Source organism: Micromonospora sp. WMMC273 (assembly GCF_027460285.1).
In the GTDB taxonomy this organism is placed as follows: domain Bacteria; phylum Actinomycetota; class Actinomycetes; order Mycobacteriales; family Micromonosporaceae; genus Micromonospora; species Micromonospora aurantiaca.
This window is the reverse complement of the sequence record NZ_JAPZBE010000001.1, coordinates 3,166,279-3,182,333: the sequence shown is the minus strand read 5'-3', so window position 1 is coordinate 3,182,333 and position 16,055 is coordinate 3,166,279. Positions and strand designations below refer to the sequence as shown.

The window sequence follows — 16,055 nt, the reverse complement described above, 5'->3', positions numbered from 1 at the left end:
CTTGTATTTATCGCGTCGGCTCCGGCGTGTGGCGGTACAGGTCGCGCAGCAGGCACACCTCGGACAGGTGGTGGATCACCTCCCGGTTGATGTGCAGCACGAGCGTGGCCATCGGGACATCGGCGAACGGCCCCTCCGCCGGGCCGCAGGGGCGGGCCAGGCCCTCCTCGCCGAGCGCCTCGACCCCCGCCGTCCAGGCGGCGTACTCCTCGTCGAGTTGGGCCAGCGCGCCGGCCGCGGTCGGGGAGTAGGGGAACGAGGCGTAGTCGGCGGGCGCGCGGCCGAAGTGCGACGCGTTGCGCATGGCCAGCACGCCGACGACGACGTGGGCGAGCCGCCAGGCGATGGTGGTGAACGGCGGCGGGTCCGGCTGCGGCATCGCGAAGTCGATCGCCGGGGTGCCGTCGTCGCCGCGCGGCCGCACGCTCCAGCAGCCGGGGACCGGCTCCCAGAGGTATTCGGCGTCGGTGAGCCCGGCGAGGCGATCGCGCAACTGGTACGTCCAGTGCCAGGTGAGCTGCTCGCGGAGCAGCGGGTTCCAGGTCAGATCGGTCATGCGCCTCAGCGTGCCACCGCCCTGGGACAGAAAACGGCCCGCTCAGCCCCGCCGCGCCGCCGTCCGGCCCTTGAGGCGGCGGCCCATCTCCCGGGCGATCTCCTTCTTCGCGTCCCGCTCGGCCAGCGCCTGGCGCTTGTCGTACGACCGGCGGCCCCGGGCCAGGCCCAGCTCCACCTTGGCCCAGCCGTCGGCGAAGTACATCGACAGCGGCACCAGCGTGACGCCGCCGTCGCGCAGCTTCTCCAGGATCCGGGCGATCTCCACCCGGTGCAGCAGCAGCTTGCGGGTGCGCCGGGGCGCGTGGTTGGTCCAGGTGCCGAAGCCGTACTCGGCGATGTGCAGGCCGTACAGCATGATCTCGCCGTCGCGCTCCTGGGCGAACGCGTCGACAAGCGACACCCGCCCCTCGCGCAGCGACTTGACCTCGGTGCCGGCCAGCACGATGCCCGCCTCGTACGTCTTGAGGATGTCGTAGTCGTGCCGCGCCTTCTTGTTCGAGGCGATCAGCTTGCGCCCGTTCTCCCTGGCCACGCGAGCAGGGTACCCGCAGGCGGCGGTTGCGGGCCGGTCGCCGGGCGCGTCGCGGCCACCCAGCCGGTGGTGATGAGCAGCAGCGCGGCGCAGTAGGTGACCATCACCAGCAGCCCTCGCCCAGGCAGGTCCACGCCGGCCGCGCCCACGCCGATGAGCAGGTCGGAGACGAGGAAGAGCGCCCCGCCCGCGGCGACAGGCGCCGACACCCCGGTCGCGGCGGCGGCCATCAGGCACAGGGCCAGGCTGTAGCCGAGCACCGGCAGCCGAAGCGGCCCGAGCATGCTCCAGAGCAGCGCGTTCGCGCCGGCCCAGGCGACCAGGTAACCGGCCCAGGCCACGACCGGCGCGCGCCGGTGCCGGATGAAGGCGGTGATGAACGCGATCTGGGTGACCAGGAAGAAGCCCATCCCGGCCAGGAACGCGGTGTCGCCCTCCACGAGGAGTGCGACGTCGCCTGCGGTGGCGGCGACCAGGCCGACCGCCACCGCGTCGACGCGGCGCCGGTGCGTCAAGAGGTACGCCAGCAGCACCGGCGCCAGCAGCGGCTTGGCCACCCACTGGAGCGCTGCCGAGTCGAGCGCGACGCCGACCAGTTCGACGGCCGCGACCAGCCCGAACAGGGGCAGCAGCCAGGAGCGCCTCATCGGGCCGGCTGCCAGCCGGGACGGCCGAACAGGTAGCCCAGCCGGTGCCGCCAGCAGTCGGCCCGGCGTACGTCGGACCAGATCGCGGTGAACTCGTGGGTGGCCACCCGAAGCGGGTTGTAGGTGCCGATGTTCTTGGTCAGGCCGTAGCGCGCGGTGGCCCGCTCCGGCTCGAACGTGCCGAACAGCCGGTCCCAGATGATCAGGATGCCGCCGTAGTTGCGGTCCAGGTACTCGGTGTTCGAGCCGTGGTGCACGCGGTGGTGCGACGGCGTGTTGAAGATCCACTCGATCGGCCGGGGCAGCACCCTGATCCGCTCGGTGTGCAGGAAGAACTGGTACAGCAGGCTGACCGACTGCTGGAGGAAGATCATCCACGGCGGGATGCCGAGCAGCGCCAGCGCCAGCCAGAACGGCAGCGAGGTCATCGGCGTCCAGCTCTGCCGCAACGCGGTCGAGAAGTTGTAGTAGACGCTGGAGTGGTGCACGACGTGGCTGGCCCAGAGCACGCGTACCTCGTGGTGCGAGCGGTGGAACCAGTAGTAGGCCAGGTCGTCGGCGAAGAACAGGATCACCCAGGTCCACCAGTCGCCGGGGGACAGGTGCACCGGCGCCACGGTCCACAGCGCGGCGAACGCACCGACGGTGAGCAGCTTCCACGGGAAGCCGATGATCTGGCTGCCCAGCCCCATCGACAGGCTGGTGGTGGTGTCGCGCAGCTCGTAGCCGCGTTCGTCGTCGTCGGGCAGGAAGCGGTAGGAGACCGCCTCGATGACGATCAGGAGCAGGAACGCCGGGACGGCGTACAGCACGGCGGGGATCATGCGCGCGCTTCCCTTCCGGGGACGGGGGTGGTGGGGGTGGTGACCGGCGCGGTCAGCAGCTCCCGGGCGTGCCGGGCCGCCGCCGCACCCTGACCGGAGGCGATCGACGCGGCGAGACGGCGGTGCCCGGCCACGTCGAGCAGTTCGGCCGCTCGGGCGTCCGGGGGGACGTCACCGACCGCGAACGTGCCGGCCACCAGGCTGTTGAAGGCGAGCTGGTAGGCGGTGTTGCCGCTGCCGCGCACGATCAGCCGCCAGACGGCGATGTTCGCCTCGTTCATCAGGTCCAGGTCGGGGGCCAGGTCGCCGTACTCCTCGGCGGCCCGGACCAGGGCGGCGACGACCGCCGCGTCCGCGCGCTCGGCGCAGAGCCGGGCCGCGTCGATCCCGACGCACGCCCGCATCTCCAGCATGTCGCGCACCAGCGTCTCGACCGGGAGTACGTCGCCGGAGCGGGCCAGGGACAGCGCGAGGTCCAGTCCGGCGTGGACCCGCCAGTCCAGCACCCGGGTCGCGTCGCCCTGGCTGACCCGGACCAGGCCGAGTTGTTGCAGGCGGCGCAGCGCCTCCCGGACGGCGTGCCGGTTGACCGCGAACGCCCCGGCCAGCTCCCGCTCGCCGGGCAGCGTCTCGTCCGGCGCGTAGCGACCGGACACGATCGCGTCGCGCAGCCGCCCGAAGACGTGGTCGGAGACCGAGACACGGGGAGCGGGATCGAAGGTCATGTGCAGCAGTGTGGCCCCGAACACATCAACCCGTCAACTGGTTGTACCAGTCGATTTCGAGGACGGCCGGTGCGTGCCTCCTTGGTCACCCCTCGTATCCTTTGCGCCGTAGGCCCGCCAGAGGGAAGGGAGTCGGTGTGAGCGACCGGGTCGAGACGTTGGAGTTCCAGGCCGAAGCTCGTCAGCTGTTGCAGCTGATGGTGCACTCGATCTACTCGAACAAGGACGTCTTCCTGCGCGAACTGATCTCGAACGCGTCCGACGCGCTGGACAAGCTGCGGCTGGAGTCGCTCGTCGACAAGGAGCTGCCGGCCGACACGTCCGACCTGCACATCGAGATCGAGGTCGATAAGGACGCCCGTACGCTCACCGTGCGGGACAACGGCATCGGCATGACCCGCGACGAGGTGGTCGGCCTGATCGGCACGATCGCCAAGTCGGGCACCGCCGAGCTGCTGCGCAAGCTGCGCGAGTCCGCCGACGCCGCCGCGTCCCAGGAGCTGATCGGCCAGTTCGGCGTCGGCTTCTACGCCACGTTCATGGTGGCCGACAAGGTGACGCTGCTGACCCGCCGCGCCGGGCAGTCAGGCGGAACCCGCTGGGAGTCCGCGGGCGAGGGCACGTACTCGATCGAGGAGGTCGAGGGCGCCCCGCAGGGCACCTCGGTCACGCTGCACCTCAAGCCGGTCGACACCGAGGACAACCTGCACGACTACACCGCCGAGTGGACGATCCGCGAGATCGTCAAGCGGTACTCCGACTTCATCTCGTGGCCGATCCGGATGACTGTCGACAAGCCCGGCGAGGACGGCGCGACCACCCGCGAGGAACAGACGCTCAACTCGATGAAGGCGCTCTGGGCGCGCTCGCGGGACGAGGTCGACGAGGCCGAGTACAAGGAGTTCTACCGGCACGTAGCGCACGACTGGGCCGACCCGCTCGAGACGATCCACATGCGCGGCGAGGGCACCTTCGAGTACGAGGCGCTGCTGTTCCTGCCCTCGCACGCCCCGCTCGACCTGTTCTCCCCGCAGGGCCGCCGCGGTGTGCAGCTCTACGTCAAGCGCGTGTTCATCATGGACGACTGCGACGCGCTGATGCCCAACTACCTGCGCTTCGTCAAGGGCGTGGTGGACGCGCACGACCTGTCGCTGAACATCTCCCGGGAGATCCTCCAGCAGGACCGGCAGATCCGCGCGGTGCGCCGCCGGCTGGTCAAGAAGGTGCTCGCCACGCTCAAGGACATGTCCGCCGAGTCGTACCGCACGTTCTGGACCGAGTTCGGCGCGGTGGTCAAGGAGGGTCTGCTGGAGGACCCGGACAACACCGAGACGCTGCTGGAGCTGGTCCGGGCCGCCAGCACCCATGACCCGGCCGAGCCGACCACGCTGCGCGACTACGTGGAGCGGATGAAGGACGGCCAGAGCGAGATCTACTACGCCACCGGCGAGAACCGGGCCACCATCGAGAACTCGCCGCACCTGGAGGCGTTCCGCGCCAAGGGCTACGAGGTGCTGATCCTCACCGACCCGGTGGACGAGGTGTGGGTCGAGCGCGTCGGCGCGTACGACGGGAAGACCCTGCGCTCGGTCGCCAAGGGGCAGGTGGACCTGGAGACCGAGGAGGAGAAGGAGAAGGCCGAGGCCGAGCGGCAGGAGTACGCCGACCTGCTCACGTTCCTCGGCGGCGCGCTGGCCGACAGCGTCAAGGAGGTGCGGCTGTCCACCCGGCTGACCACCTCGCCGGCCTGCGTGGTGGGCGACGCGCACGACATGACGCCGACGCTGGAGAAGATGTACCGGGCGATGGGCCAGGAGGTGCCGCAGGTCAAGCGGATCCTGGAGCTGAACCCGGCCCACCCGCTGGTCACCGGGCTGCGCAAGGCGCACGGCGAGGGCGGCGACACGGCCGCGCTGACCGAGACCGCCGAGCTGCTGTACGGCATGGCGTTGCTGGCCGAGGGCGGCGAGCTGGCCGACCCGGCCCGGTTCACCCGCATCCTCGCCGACCGCCTGGCCCGCGGCCTGTAGCCCCACCCCGACCCGGTTCGCCCGACCAACCCCGGCGGGCCGGCGTGATCGACTCCATGACGCCGAGGTGGCGGTATCGGCATGCCTCCGATACCGCCACCTCGCCGAGCCGGTGTCGACCCCGCTCGGAAAGTCGATGGTCGGGCGGGTGTCGGGTCAGCTGATGATCCACTTCAGCTCGCCGAAGTGGTGGTATCGGACGAGCTCTGACCCCGCCATTTCGCCGTACTGGTGATGATCACGGTGGGTATCCCAGACTGGGGAAGATCGATCCCACCTGGAGGGATGCCCGGGGCGGTGAGGGCTTCCGCCCGCATCGGCAGGGCTGCCCCGGTGCACAGGTGTGGGTCGGGGTGGATGGCGGAGCGCCGCTGTTGATCGACTGTGCCCGGGCGGTAGTCGTGGCAGCCGCTTGATCGACACCACTGCGCCGAAGTGGCGGCATCCCACGGGCTCTGACCCGGCCACCTCGGCGAGCTGGTGTCGATGACGCTGGGGTGTCCCAAAGTGGGGGAGGCTGGTCCCAGATGGAGGGACCTCGGGCGGTAGTTGTGGCAGCGGAACTGTCTTGCCGAGGTGGCGCCGCCACCTCGGCGACGACGGGTCGGCTCAGGGGAGCGCTGGGTAGAGCGCGGCCACTCCGCCGGACAGTCCGGCCTGGACCCGGCGGGCGATATCGTCGGCCAGGATCTCGTAGCTGTCGGACTCGATGCCGTCGGCGGCGAGCCGGGCGACGTCGGCCGGGTGCGCCTTCGGGCCGGGGACGGCGGCGGCCATCTCGGTGTCCATGTAGCCCACGTGCAGGCCGGCGACGCGGACGCCCCGGCCGGCCAGCTCCAGGCGCAGGGCGTTCGTCATCGACCACTCGGCGGCCTTGGCCGCGCCGTACGCGCCGACGCCGGGGAACGTGAACCAGGACAGCGCGGACAGCACGTTCAGGATCGTGCCGCCGCCGTTCGCGGCGATCCGGGGCGCGAACGCCCGTACCACCGACAGTGTGCCGAGGTAGTGCGTCTCCAGCTCCAGCCGGATCTTGTCGAGGTCGCCGTCGAGCAGGTCGGTGCCGGTGCTCACGCCCGCGTTGTTGACGAGCAGCGTCACGTCACCGGCCCGCTCCGCGGCGGCGGCGACCGACGCGGGGTCGGTGACGTCCAGGCGCACCGGGGTAACGCCGGGCAGGTCCACGGTGTCCGGGTTGCGGGCGGCGGCCCAGACGGTGGCGCCGCGCGCGGCGAGTTCGGCGGCCAGGTGCCGGCCGAAGCCGCGGTTGGCGCCGGTGACCAGGGCGGTGCTTCCAGCGATCTTCATGTGTCGCTCCGAGGTGTGGTGAGGGAGGGAGTCAGGCGGACAGCAGGCCCGGACCGGGCAGGACGGCGAGCTCACCGGGCGGTACGTCGTGCCCGGCGTCGCAGCGCAGCCGGGCGTGCACCGGGGCGCCACACTCGTCGTGGGCCACCCGGACCGCCGGGCCCGCCTCGTCGGCGGCGTACGTGTCGCCCCACTGCCGCAGCGCGACCAGCACCGGGATCAGGTCGCTGCCCTTGGCGGTGAGCACGTACTCGTCGCGGGTGCGCTGCCCGGGCTCGCGGTAGGGACGCCGGTCGAGCAGCCCGTCGGCGACGAGCTGCTTGAGGCGAGCGGCGGCCACCGGCTCGCTGACGCCGACCCGCCGGGCGAAGTCGTCGAAGCGGCGGGTGCCGAACGACGCCTCCCGCAGCAGGAGCAGCGTGGTGCGGTTGCCGACCACCTCCAGCGCCCGGGCGATCGAGCAGTTGGCGGTGGACCAGGAGTCACGCTGCGCGAGGAGGTCCGTCATGGCGTCGACGGTACCCACCTGACTTAGGAAAGCAAAAGCCAGCTACCTCACAGCTGGCCGGGGAAGAATCCGTGCCGGGCCAGCGGCTCGACGATCTGGTGCTCCTCGTACGACAGGTGCGACAGCAGCGTGTCGGTGAGCAGGTCCACCGCCTCCTGGAGTCCGGTGAAGTCGCCGGGCCGGCGGACCAGCTCCACGAGCGCCCGGTCGACGCTCTCCACCACGCCGTGGATCACCACGTGCTCCTCCTCCAGGCGGTCCAGCACCGCCGCCAGCCCGGCCTCGGAGCGGCGCAGGTGCGGGAAGATCGAGGCGTCCTCCAGCCCGTGGTGCTGGGTGACCATCGTGCAGTACGCCGCGCAGTACGCCCCGAGCGTCCAGTTGTTCTGCCGCATGGTCATCTCGTTCAGCGCGGCCCGCGCCCGGCCCGGCGTGACAGAGCCCTGCTTGACCTGTTCCAGCAGGTCGCGCACCTGGGCCAGCTCCTGGCGCAGGTGGTCGTGCACGTCCACCAGGTGCTGGCCGGCGGCCTGTCCACGGGCCGGGTAGACGTGCCCGGCCGGCGGCGGCGGGGCGCTCGGGCGGGTGGACTCGTCCCAGGGGCGGCGCGCGCTCAGGCGTACCCCCGGGTCGGGGGTGGGGGTGACGCCGAGCGTGCTCGGGCCGCCGGCGGAGGTCTGCTCGTCGGCGGCCGTGCGGGTTCCGCCGGCGGGCGCGGCGCGCTCGGCGGCGACCAGCTCCCGCACGGCGGGCGCGACCTCCTGGCCGAAGATCTGGATCGCGCGCGGCTCGTCGCTGCCGAGGATGAACGTGGTGATGCCGTGCTCCAGGGTGAGCCCGGCCAGCTCCTCCACCCACTGCTCCGGCGGCCCGGCCAGGAAACCGGCCGACGAGCGGGCGAACGTGCCGGTCACGTTGAGCATGCGGCGGATCGCGGCCGGGTCGCGTCCCGCGGCCGCCGCGCCCTCGTCGACCAGCGCGTTGAGGGCGGGCAGCTCGTCGGGGCCCTTCGGCAGGTACGACAGGGACGGCAGCCAGCCGTCCGCGGCGCGGCCGACCAGGCGCAGCATGCGCGGCTTGTACGCGCCGACCCAGATGCCCACCGGGTGCGCGGGCGCCGGGCCACGCTTGGCGCCGACCACCCGGTAGTGCTCGCCGTCGACGCGGATCATGCCGCGACGGTCGGTGTCCCAGACCTCGCGGATCACCCGGATCGCCTCGTCGAGGGCCTCGACGGCGGCGCCGGGGGACAGGCGTCGCCCGCCGGCCGCCTCGATCGCGTCCCAGAACGCGCCCGCGCCGAGCCCGAGCTCGACCCGGCCGCCGGTGAGCAGGTCCAGGCTGGCGACGCTGCGGGCCAGCACCACCGGCTGGCGCAACGGCAGGTTGAGGACGTTTCCGGCCAGGCGGACACGTTCGGTCGCGGCGGCCACGTAGGACATCAGCGTCCAGGTGTCCAGGAAGCCCGGCTGGTAGGGGTGGTCCTGGAACGTGACCAGGTCCAGCCCGACCTGCTCGCAGAGCCGGGCCAGCGCCACCACCTGGTCGGGCTGCGCGGCGGCGGGGGTGATGAAGCCGCCGAAGGTCAGCTCGTGTCCGTGATCGGTCATCCGTCAAGCCCTCCCGTGATCTTGCCTGGCCCTGCCACCGTAGCGCCGCCGCCGGTCGCCCGGCCGGGTGAAGAGCGTCACAAGAAGTGGACGATCGTCGCAAATCGCTCCTAGCGTCGGTTTCGTTCGCAGACGCGGACACCGAGTGCCGGAAACGCCAAATCCCGCCGCCGGCCCCGGTAACCGAACCTCGTGCGGGAGCGGGGGAACCACACGTTCCACGGTGCATCGTCACCTCGGGGTGAAGCCGCCACCGGCGGCCGGGCTCCTCGGCCCGAACCCGACAGCTCACCTCGTCGGCGTGGAGGAATCCACATGGCAACTGAATACTCAGCCCGAAGCCGCCGTACCGCTCTCGGGGCGGTCCTGGCCGGCGCCGCCGTCGGCGCCGCGACCCTCTTCGGCCCGGCCGCTCCGGCCAGCGCGGGCGTCAACTGGGACGCGGTCGCGCGCTGCGAGTCCGGCGGCAACTGGAAGATCAACACCGGTAACGGCTACTACGGCGGGCTCCAGTTCTCCCGCGCCACCTGGAACGGCTACGGCGGCCAGAAGTACGCCGCGCGCGCCGACCTGGCCAGCCGGTCCGAGCAGATCGCCGTGGCGGAGAAGGTGCTGCGCGGCCAGGGCATCGGCGCGTGGCCGGTCTGCGGCAAGAAGGGCGGCTCGGCGAGCGCGGCGACCCGGTCCGAGCGGGCGACCACGAAGGCGGCACCGAAGAAGGCGGCGCCGAAGCGGGCCGCCGCGACGAAGGCCGCGCCGGAACGCGCCACGACGAAGGCGGTGCCGCGGCCGTCCTCCGCTGCCGGGACGTACGTGGTCCGGCGCGGGGACACGCTGTCGGAGATCGCCGTGGCGCAGCGCGTCGACGGCGGCTGGCGTGCCCTGCACGAGCGCAACCGGGCAGTGGTCGGCGACGACCCGGGCCTGATCTTCCCCGGTCAGCAGCTGCGCCTGCGCTGACCTCGTCCGAGCGCCCGGCCGGTTCGCCCCGGCCGGGCGCTCGGCCGTCCGCGACACGCCGCGTGGCCGGTGTCCGGCCTGCTCGCGGGGCCGGGACGCGACCCGGACCGGCCGGTGACCGCGATTCGTCGGAGCCGGTTGCTAGGGTCACGCATGCTCGGCTAAGACGTGAAGAAAGCGCGGATATGACCAACGACCCGTTCTCGGCGGCCGCGAGCATCGACGAGCTGCTGACCCGCACGCAGCAGGCGCTCACCGCGATGCGCTCCCGGGCCTCGGCGCATGCCGACGGCGAGCCGGGTGAGCTGCTGTTCGCCGAGGGCACCGCAGCCGGCGGCCGGGTTCGCGCGGTCGCCGTCCAGGGTGGCCGGCTCGAGTCCGTGACGATCGACCCGGAGCTGGCCGGCGAGCCCCTCGACGTCCTCTGCGGACACCTCATCACCGCCGCCAACGCCGCGCTGTCCGAGCTGGACGACCGGGTCAGCGCGTCGGCCCGGGCCGACGCCGACGCGCTCGCCGCCCGCCTCGGCAACATGGGCGACCAGGCCGAGCTGTTCGGCCGCGCGATGCACGAGGCGGCCGCGCGGATCCACCGCGACCGCGGTGCCGGGTCCCGGGCCGGGCGCGCGGTCTGACCCGACCGCACACGCCCCGGCACGACGAGGCGGCCGGCCGCCGGGAGGACGACGACCGGCCGCGCTACGCCACTGTCAGCTCAGGGTGACCGCGGTGTCGTCGACGACGAAGGACGTCTGCAACGAGCTGTCCTCCACGCCGGTGAACGAGATGGTCACCGTGGTGCCCGCCAGCGAAGAGATGTCGAAGGACCGCTGCACGTAGCCGGTGGCCTTGTTCAGGTTGGAGTAGGTGGCCAGCGTGGTGCTGCCCGCCTTGACGGTGAGCTTGTCGTACGCGGTGCTGGTGGTCGACTCCGCGCTGTCGATGTGCAGCCAGAAGCTCAACGTCGCCCGGCATCCGGCCGGGATCGTCACCGACTGACTGAGCGTGTCGGTGTGCGACGAGCCGTACCCGTCCAGCCACGCCTTGTACGAGCCGCCGTGCGCGGCCTGGCCGCTGTCGGTGGTGATGACGCCGGACGAGGCGCTCCAGTTCACGTTGCCCGACTCGAAGCCCGGGTTGGCGAGCTTGTTGCCGGAGCAGCCGCCCGACGGCGGGGTGGTCGTGGTGCTCGGCGTGGGCGTCGGGGTGCCGCCGGCACAGGTCGGGTCGCCGGACTGGGCCGGCACGCTCACCGCGTCCCAGGCCGCCTTGACCGTGTTGAACTCCGCGCAGCTGCCCGGGTAGAGGTTCTTCGCCGCCTGCAGCGTCCAGGTGCGGTACTTCAGGTACGACGAGGACGACGTCTTCAGCAGCATGCCGTTGTACATGATCTTCATGGCCTTCTGGATGCCCAGGCCGGTCACGCTGCTGCCGTTGCAGGTCGAGCTGGACGGCTGCCCGTTGGTCGGGCTGCTGCCGTTGGCGAGCAGGTAGAACCAGTGGTTGCCCGGGCCGGCCGCGGCGTGCACCTCGGTCGACGGGATGCTGCTGGAGTAGCAGTTCGGGTCGCCGAGCGCGGACGGGTTGTACATGTTGCGGATCGGGCCGGAGCCGACCAGGTTGATCTTCTCGCCGACCAGGAAGTCCGGCGCGTCGTAGCTGGACGGCTCGTTGGCGAACCACTCGGTGGCCGCGCCGAACGTGTCAGCCACGAACTCCTGCGTGCCGCCGCCGGAGATGCCGCCGGGGGTGTTGTCGTCGATGCCGTGGCCGATCTCGTGCGCCACCACGTCCAGCGAGCCGATCCACTGGCCGGCGGTGTTCTTGCCGATCTGCACCTGGCTGCCGTCGTAGTAGGCGTTCTGGTCGTTGAGGCCCACCCGGATCGGCCAGTAGCCGCCGTTGCCGTTGGCGCCGTTGCGGCCCAGCCACTGGGCGAGCATCTTGTGCTCGGTCTGCGCGGAGAACAACGCGTCCACGCAGCCGGTCTCCTTGTTGGTGGCGGTGCCGTTGCCCCACACGTCGTCGGAGCCGCTGAACGTGGTGTTGTTCGCCGCGTCCTGGCAGCTCAGGTTGGTGACGGTCGGGTCCTTCATGGTGTACGTGGAGCCCGACTGGGTGGTGTTGAGGGTGAGCGGGCTGGGCCCGTTCCAGGCGCCGGTGCCGGTGCCGCGCACGACGTGCTCCTGCTTGCGCAGGACCGCGCCGGTGCGGGCGTCGACGTCGACGGTGAGGCGGCTGGGGCCGTCCGCGCCGGTGCCGCGCACAGTGCTCTCCCAGGCCAGCGCCGGTGCGGCGCCTAGCGTGTAGACCACGAGCGTGGTGCCCTCGACCGCGTCGACGGTCTTGAGCTGTGCGCGCGCCGTCCTCGCGGCGGCGGCCGGGGTCAGCGCGGGCGTGGTGGCGAGGGCGCCGATGGGCCGCTGCTGGGCGACCGAGGCGTACTTCAGGTTGCCGGCCGAGTCCGTGGCGAGCACGAAGTCGCCGCCGACCACCGGAAGGCCCTTGTGGGTGCGCTCGTAGGGCACGTACTGGGTGCCCTCGGAGGAGATGACCGGCTTCTGGACGAACGCGTCGTCGGAGCCGGCCTGCAGGTAGGCGGGGCGGTTCGCGACCAGGGCGCGGGCGGAGTCGGCGGCGGTCGCGCGGGCCTGCGCCGGGTTCGGGGCGGCGGGCCCGGGTGGCGCGGCCTGCACGGCGGCGGCGGTTCCTGCGGCGAGCAGGCCGGCCGCGGCCGCGCCGGTGAGCGCGGCGAGGCGAGGTGAGAGTTTCACGGGGGTTTGCTCCTGTTCTACAGGTGCGCCGCACGGAGCCCGGTGGGGACGGGCGGCGCGGTGGTGCGAGGCAGGGTGACGGCCGGTCACCGGAGCTGCCGGCGTGGCTCCGGGTCGACAGATCGACCGTCGCGATTCGCCGGGGGTCGGCGGCTCGCTGGTGCACAATCACACGCCGTGCGAGGCCGGAGCAATAAGTGACCTGGGCAACGACTGACAGTCGGGCGTGTCGCCGCGCGCGTCGATTCAGGCAACCATGATCTTCAATAGGCCCTGATCAGGGCGAATATCGCCGACGGTGGATGGGTGCCGGTGCAAATTGCGGACGTTGCCGCTGTGTGCGAATGGCGCGCATAGACGCGAGGCCGCCGCCCTGCGCCCGGGCGGGTCAGCGCGGGCCGCGGGTCCGCGTCGGCGACACGGTGGGCAGCGGTGGCAGCGACGGCGTCGATGTCGGCCGCGAGGTCGGCCGCCCGGTCGGATCCGGGCTCGGGCTCGACGAGGACGGGCTGGGGCTCGGCGACTCCGACGGTGTCGGCGCGGCGGTGGTCGGCGGCGGCGCCGACCGCGTCGGCTCCGGGGTCTCGCCGGGGAACGCCGGCTGACCGAAGCGGTACTTGTCCGGGTCGAGCTTCATCGCCGCGGTGGCCCGGGTCATGAACTGCCGCCAGATCGGCGCGGCACCGGTCGAGCCGTACACCTCGTAGCTGCCGCCCCTGGTCCGCAGCGGCTTGCCGTCGGTGGTGCCCAGCCAGACGGCCGAGGCGAGCGCGCCGGTCCAGCCCACCATCCAGGTGTGCACGTTCTGCGTGGTGCTCTGCCCGGCCTGCCAGGTGCCGGTCTTGCCGGCGGAGTCCCAGCCGTTGCCCAGCTCGGCGGACCGCACCCGGCGCAGCGTCCAGTCGAGCTGGTCGATCGCCTCCCGGTCCAGGCCCAGATCCGTCGTACGGAGCTGCTCGGTCCACACGTCCTCGTCGTCCTTGCCGACCGACCGGACGAAGTGCGCGTCGGCACGCTTGCCGCCTGCGGCGAACGTGGCCATGCCGTTCGCGTGGTCCTGCACGGTGATGCCGTACTGCCCGATCCCGACCTCGGTGGAGAACCGCTTCGCCACCTCGTCGGCCGGGTCGCTGCGCAGGTCGACGCGCTGCGGCCGGGGATTGCCCCGGACCGTCTCCCACATCGACTCCACGCCCGCCTGCCGGGCCATCTCGATCACCTTGTCGGTGCCCAGCTTCTCGGTCAGCTCGAAGTAGGTCACGTTCAGCGAGGCGACGGTCGCCTCCCAGAGCGCGCAGTCCGGCTGGCAGGGCGCACGCTCGGCGTTGCGGATCGGCCCCGCCGCGCTGCCCTTGGTGCGCCCCGAGGCGGGGAACTCCTTGGTGTCCGGCGAGTCGAACCGCTGCTTCACCGAGATCCCGTCGCGGACGGCCGCCGCCAGGTCGTACACCTTGAACGACGACCCCGGCGGATGCTGGCCGAACCCGCGGGTCTCGCCGTTCTCGTCGTAGTACCACCCCGCGTAGTCCGCGCCCGAGCCCTTGTCGCCGCCGTAGTAGCCGAGCACCCGGCCGGTGCCCGGCTCCACCGCCACCAGCGCCGCCTGCCAGTTGCGCGGCTGGCCGCGTACCGCCTGCGGCGCGGTGTCGCGGCGGATGTCCGCCGCCGCCTCGGCCGCGTCCTGCACCCGCTTGTCGATGGTGGTGACGATCCGGTAGCCGCCGTCGCGGATCACCTCGTCGGGCTTGCCGCGGAACGGCTCGGTCTCGCGCAGCTCGGCGAGCACGTGGTTGACCACCAGGCCGGTCGGCCGGTCCAGGTCGGACCGGCCCGCGTCCTTGTCGATCGGCCGGACCGTGTCCGGGTACGCGAGATCCGCCGCCTGCTGCGGCGTCAGGTAGCCGAGCTTGACCATGCCGTCGCGGATGTAGTTCCACCTGTCGATCGAGTTCTGCCGGGCCAGCGCGTTGCGGCGCGGGTCGTAGCCGGGCGAGCCCTCCGGGTCGGCCGGGTCCGCCTCCGGCTGCTTCACCATCGCACAGAGCACCATCGCCTCGGCCGGCGTGAGCTGCCGCGCGGCGGGCGCGTCCCGGCGTACCGTTTTGCCGAAGTACGTCTGCGCGGCCGCCTCGATGCCGTACGCGCCCCGCCCGAACGGCACCGTGTTCAGGTAGAAACCGAGGATCTCCTCCTTGGAGTACGCGTCGTCGAGCTTCCACGCGATCACCGCCTCGCGCAGCTTGCGGGAGTAGGTGACCCCGCGCAGGTCCGCGGCGATGCGCGCGTACTGCTGGGTGAGGGTGGACGCGCCCTGCCGCTGCCCGCCGCTGATGTTGGCCCAGGCCGCCCGCAGCACACCCTTGACGTCGATGCCCTGGTTCGTCCAGAACGTGCGGTCCTCGGCCGCCACGATCGCCTGCTTGGCCGAGTCGTTCATCTCGTCGTACGGCACGATGGTGCGGTTCTGCGCGCCCAGCTTGGCCATCGGCGTGCGGCCGTCGGCGTAGTAGACGGTGGTGGACTCGGGCAGCTTCAGGTCGCTGGGCGTCGGCACGCTGTCGAAGTAGTAGCCGCCGGCGACCAGCCCGCAGCCGGCCAGCAGCGTGCAGACCGCGAGGACGACGAGCAGACGCCGCCGCTTGCGTTTCGGGCGCACCGGTGCCGCGCCGCCCGGTGCCGCTGTGGATCCGCTGTTCCGCATGCGTTACCTCCGACTGCTCGGCTGAGTCGTGCCCGGCTCGCAGGCTAACCGAGCAGCGCCGACGGCACCGGCCGAAGAACCCGCATGGTGTGGCGTGCTCCGGGCCGGGGCGCACGGGCGCCGCCCCGGCCCGGAGGGCTCACCCGGTCAGCGCGCCGCCCGTCCGGCGGCGCGGCCGTCGCGTTCCCGGCGGGCGGCCCGGCGGGTCCGCCACCTGTCGTTGCCGCCGGCGTGGAACGGCGCCGACCGCCACAAGGACCGCACCGGCGTGCCGTCGGGGGCGGCGAACGTCTCCCGCTCGGCGTAGCCGTGCCGCCGCAGCAGCTCCTCCGTCTGCTCACCGGCGCACGGATGCGCGTACGTGGGCAGGCTCAACGTGTCCATCCGGCGCTGCGCCGAGGACAGCGCCTGCGTCGCGCCGCCCCGGGGCGCGGCCAGCAGCGCCAGATGGTTGTGCGGCTCGGCCGGACGGCGTGCCGCCAGCTCCGCGCCGAGGCGGCGGAACCGGTCCTCGTCCGGCCCGGCGGCGCCGGCGAGCCGGTCGGCGTACCGGTGGGGGGCGGGGATCGGGCGGTAGCGGTGGAACCACACGGTGGCGGCGCTGCCGTCGGGCAGCAGGAACGCGTCGCCGAACAGCAACGCGTGTTCGGTCCAGATCCGCGCCACGGCGGCGAGGACCGGCAGGCGGCGGGAGGTGTCGGGGACGAGCCAGGCGGCCAGCGCGGTGGGCGCGAGGGCCTCGGCGACGAGATCGGCGATGCGGCCGATGTCGCACCACCGGGCGCGGACGACGGGCAGGGCTGTGCTCATGAACGAACTCCTGTTGTCCAGGCGTGATCGGGTCGGTTGCGGGCGCCGGACGACGGCGCCGCCGCGGC

14 protein-coding genes and 1 riboswitch are annotated in these 16,055 nt (G+C 72.4%); of the genes, 3 read left to right on the top strand and 11 right to left on the bottom strand.

From position 1 onward, the window contains the following. Positions 1 to 7: 7 nt before the first annotated feature. The 5 genes from O7611_RS14910 to O7611_RS14890 are packed head-to-tail and all read right to left on the bottom strand — an operon-like array spanning position 8 to position 3,286. Positions 8 to 556 (bottom strand): DinB family protein, encoded by a 549-nt coding sequence (locus tag O7611_RS14910; RefSeq protein WP_194799352.1) that lies wholly within the window; start codon positions 554 to 556, stop codon positions 8 to 10. A 42-nt stretch (positions 557 to 598) separates the two neighbouring features. After that, on the bottom strand, positions 599 to 1,090 hold the full coding sequence (gene smpB / locus O7611_RS14905; protein WP_194799353.1) for an SsrA-binding protein SmpB: 492 nt from the start codon (positions 1,088 to 1,090) through the stop codon (positions 599 to 601). Continuing rightward, on the bottom strand, positions 1,063 to 1,737 hold the full coding sequence (locus O7611_RS14900) for a lysoplasmalogenase (RefSeq protein ID WP_194799354.1): 675 nt from the start codon (positions 1,735 to 1,737) through the stop codon (positions 1,063 to 1,065). The genes smpB and O7611_RS14900 overlap by 28 nt, the downstream gene beginning before the upstream one ends. After that, complete coding sequence (locus O7611_RS14895; RefSeq protein WP_194799355.1) at positions 1,734 to 2,561, bottom strand: sterol desaturase family protein; 828 nt, start codon at positions 2,559 to 2,561, stop codon at positions 1,734 to 1,736. The genes O7611_RS14900 and O7611_RS14895 overlap by 4 nt, the downstream gene beginning before the upstream one ends. Beyond that, positions 2,558 to 3,286, bottom strand: a complete 729-nt coding sequence (locus O7611_RS14890; RefSeq protein ID WP_194799356.1) for a FadR/GntR family transcriptional regulator — start codon at positions 3,284 to 3,286, stop codon at positions 2,558 to 2,560. Before O7611_RS14890 ends, O7611_RS14895 begins: the two co-directional genes overlap by 4 nt. 137 nt (positions 3,287 to 3,423) lie before the next feature. Between O7611_RS14890 and htpG the strand changes: the two genes are divergently transcribed. Next, positions 3,424 to 5,316 (top strand): molecular chaperone HtpG, encoded by a 1,893-nt coding sequence (gene htpG / locus O7611_RS14885; protein ID WP_269697074.1) that lies wholly within the window; start codon positions 3,424 to 3,426, stop codon positions 5,314 to 5,316. Between the two features lie 609 nt (positions 5,317 to 5,925). Here htpG and O7611_RS14880 read toward each other — a convergent pair. The 3 genes from O7611_RS14880 to O7611_RS14870 are packed head-to-tail and all read right to left on the bottom strand — an operon-like array spanning position 5,926 to position 8,742. After that, complete coding sequence (locus O7611_RS14880; protein WP_269697073.1) at positions 5,926 to 6,624, bottom strand: SDR family oxidoreductase; 699 nt, start codon at positions 6,622 to 6,624, stop codon at positions 5,926 to 5,928. Between the two features lie 31 nt (positions 6,625 to 6,655). Next, positions 6,656 to 7,132 carry a winged helix-turn-helix transcriptional regulator gene (locus O7611_RS14875; RefSeq protein WP_194799359.1) on the bottom strand — a complete coding sequence of 159 codons (477 nt, stop codon included), beginning with the start codon at positions 7,130 to 7,132 and terminating at the stop codon, positions 6,656 to 6,658. Positions 7,133 to 7,179: 47 nt separating this feature from the next. After that, the gene (locus O7611_RS14870; RefSeq protein ID WP_194799360.1) at positions 7,180 to 8,742 is read right to left on the bottom strand and encodes an LLM class flavin-dependent oxidoreductase; all 1,563 of its coding nucleotides are present in this window, start codon (positions 8,740 to 8,742) and stop codon (positions 7,180 to 7,182) included. A gap of 171 nt (positions 8,743 to 8,913) precedes the next feature. After that, positions 8,914 to 9,059, top strand: a riboswitch (cyclic di-AMP (ydaO/yuaA leader). On the opposite strand from O7611_RS14870, the gene O7611_RS14865 reads away from it, so the two are divergent. After that, positions 9,058 to 9,702, top strand: coding sequence for a LysM peptidoglycan-binding domain-containing protein (locus tag O7611_RS14865; RefSeq protein ID WP_194799361.1), 645 nt, complete (start codon positions 9,058 to 9,060; stop codon positions 9,700 to 9,702). (Overlaps the previous riboswitch by 2 nt.) A gap of 185 nt (positions 9,703 to 9,887) precedes the next feature. Then, entirely contained in the window at positions 9,888 to 10,337 is a 450-nt protein-coding gene (locus tag O7611_RS14860; protein WP_269697072.1) for a YbaB/EbfC family nucleoid-associated protein, read from the top strand. Positions 10,338 to 10,412: 75 nt separating this feature from the next. Here O7611_RS14860 and O7611_RS14855 read toward each other — a convergent pair whose 3' ends face one another. The 3 genes from O7611_RS14855 to O7611_RS14845 all read right to left on the bottom strand — a co-directional run bounded on the left by O7611_RS14855 (position 10,413) and on the right by O7611_RS14845 (position 15,987). Continuing rightward, positions 10,413 to 12,476: a M4 family metallopeptidase gene (locus O7611_RS14855; RefSeq protein ID WP_269697071.1), complete on the bottom strand. Its 2,064-nt coding sequence runs from the start codon at positions 12,474 to 12,476 to the stop codon at positions 10,413 to 10,415. A 388-nt stretch (positions 12,477 to 12,864) separates the two neighbouring features. After that, complete coding sequence (locus O7611_RS14850; protein WP_194799364.1) at positions 12,865 to 15,177, bottom strand: transglycosylase domain-containing protein; 2,313 nt, start codon at positions 15,175 to 15,177, stop codon at positions 12,865 to 12,867. Between the two features lie 147 nt (positions 15,178 to 15,324). Next, positions 15,325 to 15,987, bottom strand: coding sequence for a hypothetical protein (locus O7611_RS14845; protein ID WP_194799365.1), 663 nt, complete (start codon positions 15,985 to 15,987; stop codon positions 15,325 to 15,327). Positions 15,988 to 16,055 lie beyond the last annotated feature (68 nt).